The sequence below is a fragment of the Roseateles sp. FW305-36 genome, from assembly GCF_058787015.1.
In genome coordinates, this window is the sequence record NZ_JBYSZK010000003.1 from 235,089 (window position 1) to 254,191 (window position 19,103).

General features: G+C 69.3%; 23 protein-coding genes. 12 read left to right on the plus strand and 11 right to left on the minus strand.

The annotated features are described in order from the left end of the window. Nucleotides 1–46 precede the first annotated feature (46 nt). The 3 genes from AC3WOE_RS07810 to AC3WOE_RS07820 are packed head-to-tail and all read left to right on the plus strand — an operon-like array spanning nucleotide 47 to nucleotide 1,644. Complete coding sequence (locus AC3WOE_RS07810) at nucleotides 47–814, plus strand: TerC family protein (protein WP_492689494.1); 768 nt, start codon at nucleotides 47–49, stop codon at nucleotides 812–814. A gap of 45 nt (nucleotides 815–859) precedes the next feature. Then, a complete protein-coding gene (locus AC3WOE_RS07815; RefSeq protein WP_492689495.1) occupies nucleotides 860–1,255 on the plus strand; it encodes a DUF1801 domain-containing protein in 396 nt (131 codons plus the stop codon). Further along, a complete protein-coding gene (locus tag AC3WOE_RS07820) occupies nucleotides 1,255–1,644 on the plus strand; it encodes a hypothetical protein (protein WP_492689497.1) in 390 nt (129 codons plus the stop codon). Before AC3WOE_RS07815 ends, AC3WOE_RS07820 begins: the two co-directional genes overlap by 1 nt. Before the next feature lie 55 nt (nucleotides 1,645–1,699). Here the strand turns inward: AC3WOE_RS07820 and AC3WOE_RS07825 are convergent, their stop codons facing one another. From AC3WOE_RS07825 to AC3WOE_RS07845, 5 genes are all read right to left on the minus strand, one after another. After that, nucleotides 1,700–2,539: an energy transducer TonB family protein gene (locus AC3WOE_RS07825; RefSeq protein ID WP_492689498.1), complete on the minus strand. Its 840-nt coding sequence runs from the start codon at nucleotides 2,537–2,539 to the stop codon at nucleotides 1,700–1,702. An 88-nt stretch (nucleotides 2,540–2,627) separates the two neighbouring features. Beyond that, on the minus strand, nucleotides 2,628–3,455 hold the full coding sequence (locus AC3WOE_RS07830; protein WP_492689739.1) for an urease accessory protein UreD: 828 nt from the start codon (nucleotides 3,453–3,455) through the stop codon (nucleotides 2,628–2,630). Nucleotide 3,456: 1 nt separating this feature from the next. Next, a complete protein-coding gene (gene ureG, locus AC3WOE_RS07835; protein ID WP_492689499.1) occupies nucleotides 3,457–4,104 on the minus strand; it encodes an urease accessory protein UreG in 648 nt (215 codons plus the stop codon). Next, on the minus strand, nucleotides 4,101–4,787 hold the full coding sequence (locus AC3WOE_RS07840; RefSeq protein WP_492689501.1) for an urease accessory protein UreF: 687 nt from the start codon (nucleotides 4,785–4,787) through the stop codon (nucleotides 4,101–4,103). The genes ureG and AC3WOE_RS07840 overlap by 4 nt, the downstream gene beginning before the upstream one ends. Nucleotides 4,788–4,828: 41 nt before the next feature. Next, on the minus strand, nucleotides 4,829–5,431 hold the full coding sequence (locus tag AC3WOE_RS07845) for an outer membrane beta-barrel protein (RefSeq protein WP_492689502.1): 603 nt from the start codon (nucleotides 5,429–5,431) through the stop codon (nucleotides 4,829–4,831). Between the two features lie 157 nt (nucleotides 5,432–5,588). Here AC3WOE_RS07845 and AC3WOE_RS07850 point away from each other — a divergent pair, with 157 nt between their 5' ends. Next, a complete protein-coding gene (locus AC3WOE_RS07850) occupies nucleotides 5,589–6,398 on the plus strand; it encodes a hypothetical protein (protein WP_492689503.1) in 810 nt (269 codons plus the stop codon). Nucleotides 6,399–6,410: 12 nt separating this feature from the next. On the opposite strand, the gene ureE is transcribed toward AC3WOE_RS07850, so the two are convergent. After that, a complete protein-coding gene (ureE, locus tag AC3WOE_RS07855; protein ID WP_492689505.1) occupies nucleotides 6,411–7,085 on the minus strand; it encodes an urease accessory protein UreE in 675 nt (224 codons plus the stop codon). Between the two features lie 91 nt (nucleotides 7,086–7,176). Here ureE and AC3WOE_RS07860 point away from each other — a divergent pair, with 91 nt between their 5' ends. The 4 genes from AC3WOE_RS07860 to AC3WOE_RS07875 all read left to right on the plus strand — a co-directional run bounded on the left by AC3WOE_RS07860 (nucleotide 7,177) and on the right by AC3WOE_RS07875 (nucleotide 9,337). Continuing rightward, on the plus strand, nucleotides 7,177–7,989 hold the full coding sequence (locus AC3WOE_RS07860) for a crotonase/enoyl-CoA hydratase family protein (protein ID WP_492689507.1): 813 nt from the start codon (nucleotides 7,177–7,179) through the stop codon (nucleotides 7,987–7,989). Between the two features lie 5 nt (nucleotides 7,990–7,994). Then, nucleotides 7,995–8,360, plus strand: a complete 366-nt coding sequence (locus AC3WOE_RS07865; protein WP_492689509.1) for a GFA family protein — start codon at nucleotides 7,995–7,997, stop codon at nucleotides 8,358–8,360. A 69-nt stretch (nucleotides 8,361–8,429) separates the two neighbouring features. After that, nucleotides 8,430–8,777, plus strand: coding sequence for a thioredoxin family protein (locus AC3WOE_RS07870; RefSeq protein WP_492689510.1), 348 nt, complete (start codon nucleotides 8,430–8,432; stop codon nucleotides 8,775–8,777). A gap of 92 nt (nucleotides 8,778–8,869) precedes the next feature. Then, nucleotides 8,870–9,337, plus strand: a complete 468-nt coding sequence (locus tag AC3WOE_RS07875) for a hypothetical protein (RefSeq protein WP_492689511.1) — start codon at nucleotides 8,870–8,872, stop codon at nucleotides 9,335–9,337. On the opposite strand, the gene AC3WOE_RS07880 is transcribed toward AC3WOE_RS07875, so the two are convergent. The 3 genes from AC3WOE_RS07880 to AC3WOE_RS07890 are packed head-to-tail and all read right to left on the minus strand — an operon-like array spanning nucleotide 9,334 to nucleotide 11,597. Then, complete coding sequence (locus tag AC3WOE_RS07880) at nucleotides 9,334–10,179, minus strand: DMT family transporter (RefSeq protein WP_492689513.1); 846 nt, start codon at nucleotides 10,177–10,179, stop codon at nucleotides 9,334–9,336. The genes AC3WOE_RS07875 and AC3WOE_RS07880 overlap by 4 nt on opposite strands. Nucleotides 10,180–10,181: 2 nt before the next feature. Beyond that, nucleotides 10,182–10,973 carry a DUF2182 domain-containing protein gene (locus AC3WOE_RS07885; protein ID WP_492689514.1) on the minus strand — a complete coding sequence of 264 codons (792 nt, stop codon included), beginning with the start codon at nucleotides 10,971–10,973 and terminating at the stop codon, nucleotides 10,182–10,184. A gap of 21 nt (nucleotides 10,974–10,994) precedes the next feature. Next, complete coding sequence (locus AC3WOE_RS07890; RefSeq protein WP_492689516.1) at nucleotides 10,995–11,597, minus strand: DUF1326 domain-containing protein; 603 nt, start codon at nucleotides 11,595–11,597, stop codon at nucleotides 10,995–10,997. A gap of 167 nt (nucleotides 11,598–11,764) precedes the next feature. On the opposite strand from AC3WOE_RS07890, the gene AC3WOE_RS07895 reads away from it, so the two are divergent. Next, complete coding sequence (locus AC3WOE_RS07895) at nucleotides 11,765–12,391, plus strand: LysE family translocator (RefSeq protein WP_492689517.1); 627 nt, start codon at nucleotides 11,765–11,767, stop codon at nucleotides 12,389–12,391. Between the two features lie 135 nt (nucleotides 12,392–12,526). After that, nucleotides 12,527–14,116 (plus strand): oleate hydratase, encoded by a 1,590-nt coding sequence (locus AC3WOE_RS07900; RefSeq protein WP_492689518.1) that lies wholly within the window; start codon nucleotides 12,527–12,529, stop codon nucleotides 14,114–14,116. Nucleotides 14,117–14,118: 2 nt separating this feature from the next. Here AC3WOE_RS07900 and AC3WOE_RS07905 read toward each other — a convergent pair whose 3' ends face one another. Next, nucleotides 14,119–15,966: a M3 family oligoendopeptidase gene (locus AC3WOE_RS07905; RefSeq protein ID WP_492689520.1), complete on the minus strand. Its 1,848-nt coding sequence runs from the start codon at nucleotides 15,964–15,966 to the stop codon at nucleotides 14,119–14,121. Nucleotides 15,967–16,179: 213 nt separating this feature from the next. Between AC3WOE_RS07905 and AC3WOE_RS07910 the strand changes: the two genes are divergently transcribed. After that, nucleotides 16,180–17,433, plus strand: a complete 1,254-nt coding sequence (locus tag AC3WOE_RS07910) for a D-alanyl-D-alanine carboxypeptidase family protein (protein ID WP_492689521.1) — start codon at nucleotides 16,180–16,182, stop codon at nucleotides 17,431–17,433. Nucleotides 17,434–17,488: 55 nt separating this feature from the next. Here AC3WOE_RS07910 and AC3WOE_RS07915 read toward each other — a convergent pair whose 3' ends face one another. Next, nucleotides 17,489–18,100 carry an OmpA family protein gene (locus AC3WOE_RS07915; RefSeq protein ID WP_492689523.1) on the minus strand — a complete coding sequence of 204 codons (612 nt, stop codon included), beginning with the start codon at nucleotides 18,098–18,100 and terminating at the stop codon, nucleotides 17,489–17,491. Nucleotides 18,101–18,590: 490 nt separating this feature from the next. Here AC3WOE_RS07915 and AC3WOE_RS07920 point away from each other — a divergent pair, with 490 nt between their 5' ends. Continuing rightward, nucleotides 18,591–19,091: a cohesin domain-containing protein gene (locus tag AC3WOE_RS07920; RefSeq protein WP_492689524.1), complete on the plus strand. Its 501-nt coding sequence runs from the start codon at nucleotides 18,591–18,593 to the stop codon at nucleotides 19,089–19,091. The last annotated feature ends 12 nt before the right edge of the window (nucleotides 19,092–19,103 follow it).

A 19,103-nucleotide genomic window follows, 5' to 3' on the forward strand; every position in this document is an offset into this window, starting at 1 on the left:
TGCCGGGCGCTGGGGACAATGCCCGGCTGAACACGGACGCCTTGCCATGCTTGAACTGCTCACCGACCCGCAGACCTGGATCGCCCTCGCCACGCTGACCGCGCTGGAGCTGGTGCTGGGCATCGACAACATCATCTTCATCAGCATCCTGGTGGACAAGCTGCCCAAGGAGCGCCAGGAAATGGCGCGTCGCCTGGGCCTGTTCGCCGCGATGTTCATGCGCATCGGCCTGCTGCTGGTGCTGGCCTGGATCGTCGGCATGGTGGAGCCGCTGTTCAGCATCCCCGGCATCGAGCGCGGCATCTCGGGACGCGACCTCATCCTCATCGGCGGCGGCCTCTTCCTGATCTGGAAAAGCACTGGCGAGATCCACGGCTCGCTGGAAGGCGAGGAAGAAGGCCATGGCGCAGGCGGCAAGGCCAAGGCGGCCTTCAGCGCCGTCATCCTGCAGATCATGATCATCGACCTGGTGTTCTCGCTGGACTCCATCATCACGGCCGTCGGCATGGTGGACGACGTGCGCATCATGATCGCCGCCGTCATCGCCTCGGTCGGCTTGATGATGCTGTTCGCCGGCCCCATCGGCCGCTTCGTGTCCAACCACCCGACCATCAAGATGCTGGCCCTGAGCTTCCTCGTCGTCGTCGGCGTCGTGCTGGTGGCCGAAGGCTTCGGCCACCATGTGCCCAAGGGCTATATCTACTTCGCCATGGGCTTCTCGCTGGCCGTCGAGATGATGAACATCAAGATGCGCAAGCAGTCGGCCAGCAAGATCAAGCTGCGCCAGCAGATTCCGGGCGGCAGCGACGACTGAAACCCGAAGCCCGCACAATCGGTGGCTTCAACACGGCCACCGACGATGAAGACAGACGGGCTGTTTCACTTTCCCGCTGCGACGCGGCACGACGCCGGCGTCGCCGCCTGGATGGAGGCGCACAGCGGCGAGCTGGGCGACATCGCCCGCCGCTGGTTCGACGTCATGCGCGGCTGCGACGGCGATGTGCGCGAGCTGCTGCACGACGGCCACCCCACGGCCTGCGCGGGCGACGCCGCCTTCGGCTATGTCAATGCCTTTACGGCCCACGTCAACGTCGGCTTCTTCAAGGGGTCGGAGCTGCCCGACCCGGCCGGCCTGCTGCAGGGTGCAGGCAAGTCCATGCGCCACGTCAAGCTCAGGCCCGGCGAGCCGGTCGATGAGAACGCGCTGCGGGCGCTGATCGCGGCGGCCTGGACCGACATGTGCTCGCGCCTGTGATGGCCTTGCGTCTGCAGCCCTTCACCGCCTTCGGCGGCCTGCCCTTCAGCCTGAGCGTGGAAGACCTGATCGCCCGGCTCGGGCCGCCCAACCGCTGCGCTCGCAACGAAGCGGCCCTGAACGAATACGACTACGGCCACAGCGTGCTGCGCTTCCAGGACGGCGGCCGGCTGGAAGAGATCACGCAGCGCGCGCCGGTGCTGCAACTGGACACCGTGGCCATCCCCTTCCCTGCCCTCGCCGGCTTCGTGCTGGCCCAGGACACCGAAGCCTTCGAGCGCGCCGGCTTCCTCGTCAGCCCGGCCTTCGGCATCGCCTTCGTGCCGGGCGAGCCCGACTGGGTCACCGCCCTGGCCCGGCATTGCATCCCGACATGGCGGGCGCTGTGAGGCGCTGGTGGCCGGCCCTGCCTGGGCGGCTGGCCCACGGCTTCTGGCTGACCCTTCAGCGAAACACGAGGTAGATCGGGAACTCCATGCGGCAGGCCTTGCCGCCGCAGACGGCCGGCACGAACTTCAGCGCCTTGGCCGCGTCGATGCCGGCCTGGGTGGCCTCCTTGGACGTGGTCTCCAGCACCTCGGTATCGACCACATCGCCCTGGCTGTCGACGGTGACGTGGAACTTGGAGACCAGGGCCTCGCCCGGCTTGGCGAAGCCCTTGACGGCCGCCACGACGCTGGCCACGCCCTGCACCGGCAGCGGCGGGCTGTTCTCCTTGGGCATGCGTTCGTAGAAGTCGCGCAGCGCCTGGCGCTCGGGTTCCGTCCACTGGTCCTGGGGCCTGGCGATGAAGTCCAGCGCGTGGTCTTCCTTGTCCTGGTACTTCTTCATCAGCTCGGGGAAGTCGGTCGCGGCCAGCTTGGCCATTTCGCCGCTGAACTGGAAGGCCCGCGTGCGCCGGGCGCTGGACAGGTCGCGCTCCACGCCATAGCGCCACAGGCCGGCATTGGTGATGCGGTCGGCCACGACGCGGATATGGGGCGTCTCGCAGAAGTTGAAGCTGTTGTTCCGGGAGATGCCGATGTGGTCCAGGCAATAGAAGCCCTCTTCAAGCTCGATGGCCTCGACGCGGCGCGGCTCCTGGAAGGACGTGCCCTTCTTGGTCTTGATCTCCTCCAGCGTGAAGCTGCTGAGCGCGAAGCCGTTGCCGGTCTCGCGCAACGAGCTGTCGAGCTGCACGGCGTCGACGCGGATGATGAGCAGGCCCGGTGCCGCCGATGCCACCAGGGCGCTGCAGGCCAGCAACGCGCCCAGGCTCCAGCCCAACACTGTTCGGTTCTTCATGCTCTGCCCTCCCAGGCCTTCTTGAATGCCGGCGATTGTGCTGACCGCCGCGTGCCGCGCTCCCAGGGGCTTGCCCTGTGCGGGATTCTCAGGTGGCCCAGATGCGCGGGTCGCTGGCCGGCAGGCCCCACAGCCGCTCGCGCCAAAGTGAACGCAGACCGCGCAGCGCGAGCGTCACGGCCTCGACCTCGTCGCCGACAGCCCGGGCCAGCAGCACGGCGCCGCGCGGACCGTCCAGCAGCGTGATGCCGCAGTGCGGCGCATCACCCAGCAGGGCGCGGCTGTCGTCCAGCAGGGCCTGCGCGTCGGCCAAGGCGCCGGTCTGGGCATACACCAGCGTGCCCAGCACGCGCCGGCCCGCCAGGCCGCAGGGGCCGTCCATCAGGGGCTTGTCCGCCGCGTCCAGCCAGCCACGGTCCAGCCACTGCCCGCTGATCTCCAGATGCTGGAGCAACCGGCCGCTGTCGAAGGGCTGGCCGGCGGCCGGCAGGCCCAGGCCCAGCACCTCGGTGGCGAACAAGCTGGCGCCGGGTGCCAGGCTCAGCCTGACCTCGTTGCGGGCGATGCAGCCGGGGTAGGCCAGGGTCTCCTGGGGCAACCATTCCAGCCGCCCGCCCTCGCCCACCGTGGCGTGCACGACCTGGGCCGCCTCGCCGGCATTGGAGCGATAGAAGCGCGTGGCCGCCGGTGTCGTCACCAGCAGATGGGCGCCGGCCTGCACATCGAGGTGGATGTCCAGCCGGTCACCGCCGACCAGGCCGCCCGGTGGATGCACCAGCACCGCCTGGGCCGCGCTGGCGCCTTCGGGATAGAGGGTCTTCAGCAGCCGCAGCGGGCCGTCGTGGCGGGCATGCACGCGGGTCGCGCCGGCGCCGTCGCGTGCCGCGCTCAGGGCCAGCCGCGCCGGCCAGCGCACCTCAGACAACGAGCAAGCCCTTCTTCTCGATGAAGGCGACGACCTCGGCCAGGCCCTCGCGGGTCTTGAGGTTGGTCATGACCCAGGGCTTGACCGGCCGCATGCGCGCCGTGTCGCCGCGCATCACGTCCAGGTTGGCGCCCACATGGGGCGCGAGGTCGGTCTTGTTGATGACGAAGAGATCGCTCTTGGTGATGCCGGGACCACCCTTGCGCGGGATCTTCTCGCCGGCCGCCACGTCGATGACGTAGATGGTCAGGTCCGACAGCTCGGGGCTGAAGGTGGCCGCCAGGTTGTCGCCGCCGCTCTCGACGAAGACGATGTCGGCATCGGGGAATTTCTCCAGCATGCGGTCCACAGCCTCGAGGTTGATGGAGCAGTCCTCGCGGATGGCGGTGTGCGGGCAGCCGCCCGTCTCCACGCCCATGATGCGTTCGGGCTCCAGCGCGCCGGCCACGGTCAGCAGGCGCTGGTCTTCCTTGGTGTAGATGTCATTGGTGACGACCACCAGGTCCCATTGGTCGCGCATGGTCTTGCACAGCATCTCGACCAGGGTGGTCTTGCCCGAGCCGACCGGCCCACCGACGCCGACGCGCAGCGGTGGCAGTTTCTTGGTGCGGTTGGGGATGGCGTGCAGCGGTGCGGTCATGAGCGGAACAGTCGTGAGTATTGGGTTTCGTGGCGGGCGCCCAGGATGCCGAGCAGCGGCGCGAAGGCCAGGGGCTCGGGCGCGGCCAGGGCGGTCGCCACGGCTTGCGGAATGGCTTGCACGAGGCGTGCCAGCAGGCGCTGGCCCGAGGTCTGGCCCAGGGGCACGCAGCGCACGGCCGCCTGCATCAGGTTCTCGGCCCAGCCGAAGGCGATGGCCTGCAGGGCCGGCTCCAGCCCGGCCCCACGCGAAGCCGCCGCGGCGCCCATGACGACGGGCCAGGTGGGCGCAGGCTTCAGGCCCTGCAGCAGCGGCAGCACGGCGGCCTCGGGCATCAGCCCCTGCATCCAGGCCAGCAGGCTGCGACCCATCTGCCGGGCCTGCTGCTGGCTTTCGCTGGTCTCGCGGGTCTGCTGCACCCAGGCGTTGAGTTCGGCCAGCCGCGTGCCGTCCAGGGCCTGTGTCGCCGCATGCGCGGCGGCGGCCACCGGCAGCTCGGCCCGCGCCTGGACCAGCTCGAGCTGGTTCAGCAGCCAGTCACCCGCGCTGGTCTCGTCATGCACGATGCCCGCGTCGACGGCGGCCTCGAGTCCTTCGGAATAGCTGAAGCCCCCCACCGGCAGGGCCGGCGAAGCCAGCCAGAGCAGATGCAGCAGCGAGTCGGTGGCGGGCGGGGTCGGCATGGGCCGATTCTGGCCCCGGCCGCCCCGCCCCGCCTTCGTGATCAGAAGTGGAAGGCGACGCCGGCGCCGTAGAAGCGCACGGTGAGGGTCTGGCGAGGGTTGTTGCTGCCGCCGACATCCATGTCGGCCCGCGTCCAGTCGGCATCGAGATGGGCACTCCAGCGGCGCGCGAACTGCCACGAGGCCGCCACGCCCACATAGGGCTTGGTCGAGCGCGTCGTCACCGAATGGGGCTGGACATCGCCGGGCGAAAACGGCGGCTGGAACCTGAGCTTGTTGGACGACAGGCCGCCACGCAGCACGGCGCTGACGCTGCTCGACAGCGGCAGCGTGTAGGCCGCGCCCAGGCTGTAGGCCTTCACGGAGGCGGAGTACTGCTGGATGAAGAGGGAGAAGTCCGACGAGATGTCGGTGTAGCCCGCTTCGATCGCCCAGTTCGGGTCAAAGCGATGGCCCAGGCGCAGCGCGAAGGCGGCGTCCACCGGGCTGCAGCGGGTGCTGGGCGGGCAGTTGAGCTCGACCTTGCCCGTGCCGTAGCTGGTGGCGACGTAGTTGGCGAGAAACGCGTCCGCGCCGGCTTGAGCGGACGCGGCGAACGAAGCACCCGCCAGCAGGGCGGCGAAAGCGAAACGGATGGTCTTCAAGAGGACTCCCTGGTTTGACAGCGCGGCATGCTAACTGCGAGACATGACGCATCAACGCCCCGGGACCATCCCGGAACCCAGGGGAAAATTGCCGGCAGCACCGTTGCCACTCACCTCGACGCCCTGCCTACACTGGGTCGAAATCAGGGAGACCCCGATGACGAATCGATCCGTCCTGGGCGGCGTGCTGGCCTTGAGCCTGGCCGCAGCGCATTCCACGACGCTGGCCTGGGAGCCGCCGCCCCAGACGAGCGCCCGCGACGTCCTGCTTGGCGCCCGAAACGACGCCCAGGAAGGCCGCCTCGCTGCGGCCGCCGAGAAGCATCTCTGGTTCCACGAGCACGTGCTGGAGCGGGAGCCGGCCATGTCGGGCGTGCGCATGTCGTTCGCCCTGTCGGACTGGGCAGCGCTGGCGCACCGCTATCCCCCCGCCATGGCCCAGATGCTCGCCGTGCGCGACAAGGCCCTGGCCCAGATCGACGCCGGCGGCAGGCCGGGCCAGCGGGCCCTCAGCGAGGTCATCCACATCAACAACTACCTCGGCAGCCAGGACGAATCGACGCGCGACGCCTTCGTGCACCTCGTCGGCCGTGACCCGGTGATGGCCGAGCGTGAGCTGCCCGACGCCCTGCCCGCCCTGATCCGCCTGAACGAGTTCGCGCTGGCGAGCCGGCATCTGCATATCGACACCGCCGTGGGGCGCGTGGAGAGCACCTACAAGGCACTCCAGGAAGCGCCGCTGCCCAGGTTGTCGGCCAGCGAGCGGGCTGACCTGATGCGCAGCCAGCAGCGCGTCATCGACGTGCTGCTGGCCCGCGTGGTGCTGGTGCTCAGCAGGGACAGGCGCGATGCCGAAGCCGAACAGGTGGTGGCACGCGGCCGCGCCCTGCTCGGCCCCGAGGCCAGCGTCCACCACATGACCCAGGCGCTGCGCGGCATCGCGCCGCCGGAAGACGGCGCCGTCTGAGGCCCGCGGGCCTCAGTGTCCGTGCTTGTGCTTGTGCTCGTGCCCGTGGTCATGGCCACAGCCGGGGCCATGCACATGACCGTGGTCGTGCCCATGGTCGTGGTCATGCTTGCAATCCGGGCCGTGCACATGGACCGGGATGGGCAGGGGCTTGCGGGCCGGCGCGGCCGCATGGCCATGGTCGTGGCCGTGTTCGTGGTGGTCATGCCCATGGTGGTGGCCATGCCCGGCACCCTCGCCGTAGGCACCGCCCTCGGGCTCGAAGGCCGCCAGGGCCTCGGTGACGATGAGATGCTGGCGGCGCAGCATGTCGGCCAGCACGGGATCGGGTTCGAACTGCAGCAGTTCGGCCTGCAGCTCCAGCGGCACATGCCGGTTGCCGAGGTGGTAGGCGGCGCGCAGCAGGTCAAAGGGGCTGCCGTGCTCGGCGCAGTGGCGCACCTGCAAGACCGGCTGGGCCGCTGCGATGACGCGCAACAGCGTGCCGTCCTCGGCCACCAGCACGTCGCCGCCGCGCAGATTCGTGCCCCGCGGCAGCACGACGCCGATCTCGCGGCCGCTGGAGTCGGTGGCAGAGAAGCGGCTCTTGCTGCGGGTGTCCCAGTCGAGCTCGAGCGCGGGCGCGCGCTTGACGAGCACGGCGGCCAGGCCGGCGCCGCCGGCAATGCGTTTGGTGGCGTGGATCATGGGCGCAAGTATCGGTGCTGGCCCGATGGCGACAGCCTGGCAGGGGTTTGGGGGGCATGATGAGGGTTTCGTCGCGCAACTCCGGCCGCCCATGCAACTCGAAACCCTCACCGTCGCCATCCAGGACCACATCGCCACCGTCCGACTGAACCGGCCCGACAAGGCCAATGCGATGAATGCCGTGATGTGGCAGGACATCCGCCGCGCCTTCGACTGGGTGGACGCCCAGGCCGAAGCCCGCGTCGCCGTGCTGGAGGGCGAAGGCAAGCACTTCACCGCCGGCATCGACCTGCAGATGATGATGGGCATCGCCCCGCAGATCCAGGACCCCTGCGACGGCCGCACCCGCGAGAGCCTGCGCCGCGTCATCCTGGACATGCAGGACACCCTGACCAGCCTGGAGCGCTGCCGCAAGCCGGTGCTCGCGGCCATCCATGGCGCCTGCGTGGGCGGCGGCATCGACCTGGTCTGCTGCGCCGACATGCGCTACTGCAGCAGCGACGCCTATTTCTCCATCAAGGAGATCGACATCGGCATGGTGGCCGACGTCGGCACCCTGCAGCGCCTGCCCAAGATCGTCGGCTCGCAAGGGCTGGTGCGCGAACTGGCCTACACCGGCCGCCGCATGGAGGCGGCCGAGGCGCGCGAGATGGGCCTGGTCAACCGCGTCTTCGACAGCCGCGAGGCGCTGCAGGCCGGCGTGCGCGAGATCGCCGCGGCCATCGCCGCCAAATCGCCGCTGTCCATCCGCGGCACCAAGGAGATGCTGAACTACGCCCGCGACCACTCGGTGGCCGACGGCCTGAACTACATCGCCACCTGGAATGCCGGCATGCTGATGAGCGAAGACCTGACCCGGGCCATGATGGCCGGCAAGGGCGCGGCGCCGAGCTTCCGCGATTGAGCGCCATGGCCCGAGGCTCCTGCTTTTGCGGCACCGTGACCGTCACGGCGCCATCGCCACTGCGCCGCCCGTCCAACTGCCATTGCGGCGAGTGCCGTCGCCTCAGCGGCGCGGCGTTCACCACCTGGATCACCGCGCCGCGCGAGCAGGTCGTCGTGGGCAATCCGGAAGGCCTGTCCTCCTTCCGTCCCACAGTCAATCTGCAGCGCTCCTTCTGCAAGACCTGCGGGTCGCACGTCATGACGGCCGACGCCCGCCTGCCTGGCGTCTACGGATTCCCGGCCGGGCTGTTCGAAGGCCAGGCCATCGAGCCGCCCGACAAGGATTATTTCGTCGACGACAAGGCCGGCTGGTACCACCTGCCGACCTGAGCCGGACGCCACAAGGCACAGGGTTTGCCGCAAGCCGACCGACAGCCCCCCCGCGCGCAGGAGATCCCGATGACCGCCCCGACGCCCTATTCCAGCAACGAACCCACCCGCGCCGCCATCGACGCGCTGCCCGGCAGCACCGTGCTCGAGTTCGGCGCCAACTGGTGCGGCATCTGCCAGGCCGCGCAGCGGACCATAGGCGACGCGCTGTCGGCCCATGCAGCGGGATCGCCGCTGCGCCATCTGAAGGTCGAGGACGGCCGGGGACGGCCGCTGGGACGCTCCTTCGGCATCAAGCTGTGGCCCACCCTGGTCGTGCTGCAGGACGGCCGCGAGGTCGCGCGCGTGGTGAGGCCGGGCGGCACCGGTGAGATTGCCGACGCCCTGGCGAAGCTGGGCGCCGCACCGACCGGCTGAGATCAACTCGACCCGAGGGCATCCCCGGGTGCTGCCGCGGGGGCGGCTTCCTAAGATCCTGCGCCTTGCCAACGCAACCGTCGAGCAGACCCATGCGCAGGATTCAAACCGTCGTGCTGGCCGGATTCGTCTCCGGCGCGGTGGACATCGTGGCCGCCTTCGCCAGCTATGCCTCCCAGGGCGCCACGGTCGAGGGCATCCTGAAATACATCGCCAGCGGCGTGCTCGGCACGGCGGCCTTGCAGGGCGGCGCGGCCGTGGCGGCCCTGGGCCTGCTCTTGCATTTCGCGCTGACCATCGGCATGGCCGCGGCCTTCCTGCTGGCGGCGCTCAGGCTGCCCGCCCTCATGCTGCGCCCCTGGCTGTGGGGAACGGTCTACGGCGTGCTGACCTGGGTCGCCATGGTCTATATCGTCGTGCCGCTGTCCGGCGTTGTCGGCTGGAAGCTGCCGGAAGGATGGAGCATCGTCAGCGGCCTGCTGTCGCACATCTTCTACGTCGGCGTGCCCATCGCCCACATCACGCAACACGGCTTGCGCGGCAGGCCGGACCAGGGCTAGCGCCCGCGCCGGCTCAACACGAGGGCGATGCCGCCGAGGATGGCCGCGGACGCGAAGGCCAGGCGCGGCGTGAGGGTCTCGGCCATCAGCAGCGCGCCGCCGAGGGCCGCAATGGGCGGCACCGACAGCTGCACCGTCGCCGCGCGCATCGCCGACAGGCCCCTCAGCGCCGCGTACCAGACGACATAGCCGAGGCCCGAGGTCAACGCCCCCGACACGATGGCCAGCGCCACGCCGGCCGCGCTGGCGTGCGCACCGCTGAGCGTCAACAGGCTCAGGCCCAGCGCGAAAGGTGTCGCGCGCAGGAAGTTGCGCGCGGTCGCCCGCAGTGGATCGGGCACGCCGCGCCCGCGCAGCGAGTAGGCGCCCCAGGCCACGCCGGCAGCCGCCATCAGCAACGCGCCGCCCAGCGGTGGCGCGCTCAAGCCCGGCGACACCAGATAGACCAGCCCGCCCACGGCCAGCATCAGGCCGGCCCAGGCCATCGGTGGGAAGGACTCACCGGCGCGCAGGCCCGCGCCGATCATCGTCACCTGGACCGCGCCGAACAGGATCAGCGCGCCGGTGCCGGCGCTCAGCGTCAGATAGGCGAACGAGAAGCAGCCGACATAGGCGAACAGCATGGCCGCGGCCAGCCAGTCGGGCCGGCCCGCGGTGCCATCGCTGGGCTGCAGGCGCACGATGAGACCCAGCGTGAGCGCGCCCGAGATCAGCCTGATGCTGCCGAAGCTGGCCGGATCGATGATGGGCTGCTGCAGGGCCAGCCGGCACAGCAGGGAATTGGCGGCGAAAGCCAGCATCGCCAGCGCGGTGAGCAGCAGGGTGCGCGCGCTGCCCTGCATCGCTACACCTGCCGGGCCACCAGCAGCGCCGCCCAGGCCAGCAGCGCCATACCCAGCGGCGCGCTCAGGCGCCGGCCCCAGGGCAGGTTCTTCTCGATGGCCATGACGGCGGCCAGCGCCAGCATCCAGCCCAGGCTGCCGGCGCCGACGGCGAACATCAGCAGCATCAGCGCCCAGCAGCAGCCGACGCAGAACAGCCCGTGGTGAGCCCCGAGCAGAAAGGCCTGCCAAGCCTGCGCCCGGCCCCTCCAATGCTCCATGACGAAGCTCAGCGGCGTGCGGCATTTCTCCAGGCAGCGGTGCTTGAGCGAGCTGAACTGGAAGGCGCCGGCGCCGGCAATGATGGCGGCGCCGATCATCCAGCCATTCAGGAACAGCAGCGGAACGCCGGCCACCCAGGCCAGCAGCACCGCGTGCACGGCGTGGGCCAGCAGCCCGAAGCCGCCCCAGACGGCCAGATAGCCCAGGCCGAGCAGGGTCAGCAGGCGGCCGCGGTCGGGCCGCTGCGACGCCAGCCGGTCGAAGGCCGTGAACAGCGGCAGCGTGGTCGGCAGCATCATGGCCAGCGTCATCAGGATCCAGGCCGCGCCGTAGAGCACGGCGGGCACGACGACGCTGCCCGCCGGGATCGCGCGGCACAGGGCGGCGACCGGCCCCGAGGCCGTCCAGTCGCCATGGTCCATGTAGCGGCCATAGGGCGAGCTCGCCCAGGCCCACAGCGCCAGCCAGGCCAGCGCGACGAGAGCGACGAGCACCGGCAGGAACACGCGGCGGTGGCGCGCGGCGTCGACCATGGGCCGGCCCGACGGCGTGGCTCAGGCATCGAAGACGAAGGTGCTCTGCAGCGCGTTGTGGCCCTTGATATCCACGTCGATGCCGATCTTGGCGTTCTTGGAGCGGTAGGTCGGCGCCTTGCCGACGAACACCGGCGCGCCCGGCACGGTGGAGAACGCCGTGTCCGACAGCGTCGTCTGGCCGCCGGTGGCGCCGAGATAGGGCTCGAGCTCGGCGTAGTAGTCCTTGCCGATGGCCAGCGTGCCCTTGCCGCCGGTCACGTCGAACTGGATGGGCGCGCGCTCCACCGACACCACGGTGCCGATCAGCTTGGCAAGGTCGGCAACCGGCCCGCCGGCCTGGCCGGTGTAGACCTTGAGCAGGGCATCCTCCTGCGCCTTGGAGGCCTTGTCGTCGACAAAGATCGCTGCCGTCCAGTTGCCCTGCAGGATGTTGCCCGGCACATGGGCCACCGCCGCAATCGTGTTGCCGCCGACGTCGACGCCGTCGACCGTGCCCTTGTCGATGCGCCAGGCGATGATGGTGTCGCAGGTTCCGTTGTCGGGGTCCTCGCCGATCCAGCAGGGGCAGAGGACTCGGCAATTGCAGACCTCGAGCAGCCGACCTTCCAGGTGATAGCTCATGGGGACCTCCAATACCGGACGCAGGGCCGCGTTTGCGGAGTGCAGCGCGACCTGCCACGGGTGAGCGGCGATGCTACGCCGCGGCTTCCGCGAGCGTCCATCCATAGCCCGACTGCCGGCCCGGGCGCGTAGTCAATATGGATGAGCCAAGCGCTTAGCATCGCCTCATGCTGAGCACGCCCCAGACCCTCGCCTTCCTCGCCACCGCCCTGGTGCTGACCGCCACGCCCGGCCCCGACAACCTGATGGTGCTGAGCATGGGCATGTCCCGCGGCCGGCGGGCGGGCATGACCTTCGGGCTGGGCTGTGCGCTGGGCTGCCTGAGCCACACCCTGCTGGCCGTCATCGGCGTCAGCGCCCTGGTGGCCGCATCGCCCGTCGCCTTCACGGTGCTGAAAGTGGCCGGCGGCGTCTATCTGGTGTGGATGGGCGTGCAGGCCTGGCGGCATGCCGGCGCGGTGCGGGTGGGGGTCGACGACGGCGACGGCACGCCGCTGCGCCAACTCTTCGTGAAGGGCCTGGTCGCCAACGCCATCAACCCCAAGGTGGTGCTGTTCTTCCTGTCCTTCCTGCCGCAATTCGTCGTCGCCTCGCAGGGCGATGTGGAGTGGCAGCTCGGCCTGCTGGGCCTGGTGTTCACGGTGCAGGCCGTCGTGCTGTTCGGCCTGCTCGGCTATTTCTCGGGCGCCGTGGGCGCCTGGCTGAACCGCCGGCCGAGCGTGGGTCAGTGGCTGGACCGACTGGCGGGCACCGTGTTCATCGGCCTGGGCGTGCGCATGATCGTCGCGCGCTGACGCTCGGCGCGGCAGGTTCTTTGGAGAGCCCTCCCGCATCCGTCGCCGCCTTGACGCGGATCAGTGCCGGCCCGCCACGGGCTGCCTAGAGTCGACGCACATTCTGCTTTGCGCGGCCCGCGCCGCGTGTCACCCATGCTCGACCCCAAGAATGCCGACGTCTGGCTCGTCGGCGGCGGCATCGCCTCGATGGCCGCGGCCAGCTTTCTCATCCGCGACGCCGGCATGCCCGGCCAGCGCATCCACATCCTCGAAGAACTCGGCATCGCCGGCGGCTGCCTGGATGGCAGTGCCTCGCCCACCCAGCCCGGCTACGTGACCCGTGGCGGGCGCATGCTGTGCGACGAGGTCTATCAATGCCTGTGGAACCTGCTGGACGGCATCCCGTCACTGGAGCAGCCGGGCATGAGCGTGCGGCAGGAGATCGACGCCTTCAACGCCAGCGTCCGCACCGAGGCGCACGCCCGCCTCATCGGCCAGGGGCCGCGCATCATCGACGCACGCCACTACGGGCTCGACGGCCGCGACCGCGCCGAGCTGACGCGGCTGCTGGCCATGCCCGAAGCCCTGCTGGGCGCGCGACGCATCGACGAGATGTTCTCGCCGCATTTCTTCCAGAGCAACTTCTGGCAGATGTGGCGCACCACCTTCGCCTTCCAGGACTGGCACAGCGCCATCGAACTGCGGCGCTACTTCCTGCGCTTCCTGCAGGAGTTCCCGCGCATGCATACCCTGGCCGGGGTGCGCCGCACGCCCTACAACCAGTACGACTCCATCGCCGTGCCGCTGCAGCGCTGGCTGCTGGCCCAGGGCGTGGACGTGCGCTTCGGCCACCGCGTGACCGACATCGACTTCGACCAGCGCGACCCCGCCCAGCGCCGCGCCACGCGCCTGCACGTGCAGACGGCCCAGGCCAGCCACACCCTCGACCTGGCGCCTGGCGACGCCTGCTTCGTGACGCTCGGCTCCATCACCGCCGACGCCACCTACGGCAGCAACAGCGAGGCGCCCCCTCTCATCCGCGATCGCCGCGACGGCGCCTGGTCGCTGTGGGAGACCTTGGCCCAGAAGGCCGACGACTTCGGTCGCCCGCACACCTTCTTCAATGTCGACGACAACAAGTGGGAGTCCTTCACCCTGACGATGCACGGCCGCACGCTGCTGGACCGCATCGCCGACTTCAGCGGCAACTCGCCCGGCACGGGCGCGCTGATGACGCTGGTGGACTCCAACTGGCTGATGTCCCTCGTCGTGCCGCACCAGCCCCACTTTCCCGGCATGCCGCCGGACACCTTCACGGCCTGGGGCTACGGCCTCTTCATCGACGCGCCGGGCAACTTCGTGGCCAAGCCCATGGCCGAGTGCAGCGGTCGCGAGATCCTGGACGAGTTGCTGCACCACCTGGGCTTTGGCGACATCCGTGCCGCCGCCCTGGCCGGCACCGACGTGACGCCCGTGATGCTGCCCTACGGCTCCGCGATGTTCGCGCCCCGCAAGCCGGCCGACCGGCCGCGCGTGCTGCCCAGCGGCGCCGCCAACTTCGCCTTCCTGGGCCAGCACGTCGAGCTGCCGGACGACACCGTCTACACGGTGGAGTACTCGGTGCACTGCGCGATGCACGCGGTGTACGGGCTGTTCGGCGTGGACAAGCCCGTGCCACCGATCTACCAGGGCCTGCACGACCCCGAGGTGGGGCTGCAGGCCCTGGCGGCCGCCTTCAGCTGAGCTCAGCGGGCCTTCAGCAGCGCCTCCATCTCGTCCATGATGCTGTCCATGCGCTTGATGACGGCCTGGTAGGGCGCCGGGGTCGCCATGTCCAGGCCGGCCTTCTTCAGCGCCTGGTAGGGCGGCACCGAGCCGCCGCTGGCCAGCAGCTTCAGGTAGTTGTCGCGCGCGCCGGGCTTGCCATCCAGGATGTCCTCGGCGAAGTGCAGGGCCGCGGTGATGGAAGTGGCGTACTGGTAGACATAGAAGGGCCGGTAGAAGTGCGGGATGAAGGCCCATTCCTGGCAGTACAGCGGGTCGATCTTCATGACCCCGGCCGCGTCGCCGTGGTATTCCTTCAAGAGCTTGCAGTAGATCTCCGTCATGCGCTTGCCGTTGAGGGCCTCGCCCTTGGCGGCGGCGTCATGGGTGTTGAGCTCGAACTCGCCGAACATGGCCTGGCGGAAGAAGGTGCCGCGCAGGCGTTCCAGCGCATAGCCGAGCTGGTAGAGCTTCTCTTCCTTGCTGCCGGCCTGGCCGCGCATGTAGTGGCTGAGCAGGACCTCGTTGGCGGTGGAGGCGATCTCGGCCACGAACAGCGAGTAGCCCGCCGTCTCGTAGGGCTGGGCGCGGTTGGCGATGGCCGTGTGCATGGCGTGGCCCCACTCGTGCGCGAAGGTGCTGACCGACTCGAACTCGCCCTGGTGGTTCAGAAACACGAAGGGCGGCGCGCCATAGACGCCGTCCTGGTAGGCGCCGCCGCTCTTGCCCGGTGCCGGCAGGGCATGCATGGTGTTGAGCTTGAAGGTGGCCTTCAGCAGGTTCTGGTAGTCCTCGCCCAGCGGCTGGGTGGCGGCCAGCGTCAGCGCCGCGGCATCGTCCAGGCTGTATTCCTTCTTCTGCGTGACCAGGGCCGGGTAGATGTCGTAGTAGTGCAGGTCCGGCAGGCCCAGCATCTGCTGGCGCAGCTTGAAATAGCGGTGCAGCGTGGGCAGGCCCTTGTGCACCTCGGCCACCAGGGTGCGGTAGACGGCTTCCGGAATTTCCTCGGCGCCCAGGCTCATGGCCACGGCGCTGGGGTAGTGGCGCAGCTTGGCCATGGTGGTGTCGTCCTGCACCACATTGCCCAGCGTCACGCCGTAGGTGTCCTCGTACTGGCCGATGGCACCGAAGAAGGCGTCGAATACCTGCTTGCGCACCGCGCGGTCCGGGTGCTGGCGCAGCAGGCCGTACCTGGTGCCGTCCACCTTCTCGGTCTTGCCGTCGACCGTCAGTTCGGGCCACTGGGTGTTGGCGTTGAACAGCAACGTGCGCACATCGCCCGTGGCGCTGCGCACCGGGGCCAGCGCGGCAATCACGGCTTCGCTCTGGGCGCTCAACGTGTGCCTGGCCTGGCGCAGGCTGTTGCGCAGGTGTTCGGCGTGCTTGTTCAAGCCCGGCTCGGCCTTCAGGAAGGCGGCCACCTTGGCTTCGCTGAGCGCCTGGATCTCCGGCTCCAGCCAGGCGATGGTGCTGTTGTACTCACCACCCAGCTGCGCTGCCAGGCCGCTGTGCTCCTGGTTCTTGTTGTCGCGGTTGTCGGTGCTCTGCTTCATGCTGGCGTAGACGCGCAGCCGGTCGTAGCGCAGATTGGCCGCGCTGAGGGTGTCCAGCCCGGCCCGCAGGCTCTGCGCGCTCTTGCCCAGCGTGCCCTTGAGCGCCGCCAGCTTGGGCAGGTCGGCCAGCAGGGCCTTGCGAGCGGCCTCCCAGTCGGCGTCGCTGGCATAGAGGGGGGTCAGGTTCCAGACGGCGGGCAGCGGCTCGGCGTGCAGGGCCCGGCCGCCCAGGGCCAGGCCGAGGCAGAGGACGAGGGGAAGAGGCAGACGCTTCATGGGAGGAAGGGGCGCATTGGAGGAGAAGCGGGCAGTGTCGCCCTGGATGGACGGGCTGACCGAAGTGACGGCGGGTAAACCCCGGGCCGTGCCGGGCCGCGACAATCGGCCGGGTTACCTGGCGCAATGCGCGATCGGGCGTCGTTACGCCCTTGTCGGTTGTCGGGCCCTAACATGCCTCGGGCCGTCGCCTTCTTGAAAATGCATCTCTCAATGAATTCCCGCTTCCCCTCCGCTCCTCTGCTCCCCGTCGTCCTTGCCAGCGCCCTCCTCGTCGCAGCGCCCCTCACAGCCCTCAGCGCCCAGCACGCCAAGCCGCGCGCTGCGGCGCACAAGCAGCACAAGCCTGCCGCAGCCGCCGAACAGGCCATGACCACCGACGCCAACGGCCAGTCGGTGCCGGTCCTCACCAACAAGGCATGGGTGCTGATGAATTTCAACACCGGGCAGGTCCTGGCCTCGTCCAACCCCGACGAGCCGCTGCCGCCGGCGTCGCTGACAAAGATGATGACCAGCTACCTGGTGGAGCAGGGCCTCAAGAACGGCAAGCTCAAGCCCACCGATCCCGTCACCATGAGCGAGAGCGCCTGGTGCCGCGGCGGCAAGGACGGCGACAGCTGCATGTTCGTGCCCCTCAACACGCAGGCCTCCCTGATGGACATGCTGCGCGGCGTGGTCATCGCCAGTGGCAACGACGCCTCCAAGGCCCTGGCCGAGCACATCGGCGGCTCGGAGTCCGGCTTCGTGGCGATGATGAACGCCGAGGCGAAGAAGCTGGGCATGGGCAAGACCCAGTTCGCGAATTCGGCCGGCCTGCCCGACCCCAACAACAAGGCCTCGGCCCGCGACCTGGCCGTGCTGGCGGCCGCCATCATCCGCAACAGCGCCGAGTACTACCCCATCTACGCCGAGCGCGAATTCACCTACAACGGCATCAAGCAGGGCAACCGCAATGCGCTGCTCTACACCGACCCCACGGTCGACGGTCTCAAGACCGGGCACACGGAAGAGGCGGGCTACTGCCTGACCGCCTCGGCCAAGCGCAACGGCATGCGCCTGATCTCGGTCATCATGAACGCCGACAGCAAGCAGGCCCGCGCCGACCAGACCCGCGTGCTGTTCAACTGGGGCTACGCCAACTTCGAGGAAGCGACGCCCGCGCAGGCCGGCGCGACGCTGGCAAGCGCCAAGGTCACCTATGGCGTGGCGCCCAGCGTCAATGCCGGCATTGCGCAGGCCTGGACCCTGGTCGTGCCCAAGGGCCAGGCGGGCGGCGTCCAGACCGCGGTCTCGCTGAACCCGGCCCTCGAGGCCCCCATCGCCAAGGGCACCGTGATCGGCAAGATCGTCGCCACGGCCAACGGCAAGCAACTCGGCGAGGCCCCCATCGTTGCGCTCGCCGACGTGGAACGCGCCGGCTTCTTCGAGCGCCTGCGCCAGCGCGTGGCCGGCTGGTTCTCGAAGTAGTCCGACGGCGGAAGGCCAACGACCGCTGCCCGCAGCGGTCGTTGGCGATGTCGGCTCAGCGCATGACGATCAACTGAACTCGCCGGTTCGTGCTGCGGCCTTCACGCGTGCGGTTGTCGGCCAGGGGCGCCGATTCGCCATAGCTGATCGTCGACATGCGCGCCAGCGGCAGGCCGGCGCGGGACAGGTGCAGGCGCACGGCTTCGGCCCGTTGGAGGCCCAGCTGCTGGTTGACGGCGTCGCTGCCGGTCGAGTCGGTGTGGCCCTGGATCTCGATGTACACCGGCTGGTTGTCGGCCTTGAGCTTGGCGACGAGCTGATCGAGTTCCTGGCCGGCCTGCTCGGTGAGCTGGGCGCGGCCCGAGCTGAACCTGATCTTGTCGTCGGTCAGCACGGTGCTCATCAAGAGGCCGGGCGGCTTGGGCAGGTTGTTGAGGATCTGGGCTCGCTCCGCAGCGTCCTTTTGCAGGGCCTGGATGCGCGCCTCGCTGCCCTGCAGCCGGCCATCCAGGGCCTTGAGGCCGTCGTCATGCGCCTGCACGCGGGTGCCGAGGCCGTCCACGCTGGTCTGCACCGGAGCGACGGTCTCCTTGACGAATTCCTTGGTGGCGCAAGCGCTCAGCAACAGGACGCTGCTGGCGACGATCAGGGGCGAAAGTCTCGACATCGATGGACTCGGGGAGTGGAAAAGAGGTGCGACTCTAGGCAGTCCCCGGGGCCAAACGTACCGAGCTGTGAACAATTGCCGGCGCCATTAACCGGGCCGAACAAAGCCTTACCGTTCTGCGCTGCGGCGCCCGGCTCCTGCCTGCGGTGTAGCGCATGCAGGCCCGCGCTGATCGGGTGTCCCGCGCACCGCCCCATCTGCAACAAGGGTTGCCCTGTCCCATGTTCAGGGGCTTCAAAAAATGGAATCCGTGCGGGGTGCAACCCGGCCCTCGCCACCGCCCCTAGTTTGAACCTGGCGCGTTGACGGTTTGTCACGTTTCGGCGCTCCTCGTTTCAGCAGAATCGCACCCGAACAAAAAGGGGGGGAAGGTATGTCGGGTTCCAAAGGGGACAGGTCTTGCCGACCGTGGCGCTGGCTGAACACGCTGGCTCTCGCCACCGCGCTTCAGGCCTGGCTGCCCGGCGCAGCGGGCGCTGCGGTGATTTCGATGACACCGGCGACGCAAACGGTGGGCCTCGGCGCTCAGGTGGCGCTGACCGTGCAGGTGTCCGACGTGCTGCCCGCTGGGCTGGGCGGCTACGACTTCACGCTGCGCTTTGACCCGGCCGTACTCGGCTTCGCCAGGGTGCAGGATGCCCAGCACCTCGGTGTGGCCATCGGTCTCGCGGCCAACGATGTCGGCGGCGGCGTGCTGCTGTCCGACTTTTCCTTTGAGCTCACGTCCGACCTGCTGGCCCTTCAGGCACCGGCCTTCGACCTCTTCACGATCTACTTCGATGCCCTCGGTGTCGGCACCTCGGCCCTCGACATCGACGCCCTGTCGACCTTCGATGCCGACGGCAATGCGGTGGCCTACAACGCCGTCGGCGCGTCGGTCACCGTGGCGCCGCGTGGCATCCAGCTGCCGGAACCCGCCAGCCTGGCCCTGGTGATGCTGGCCCTGCTGGCCATGCGCTACGCCCGGCCGTGGCGACAGCGACGGCGCTGACCCACCCCTCAT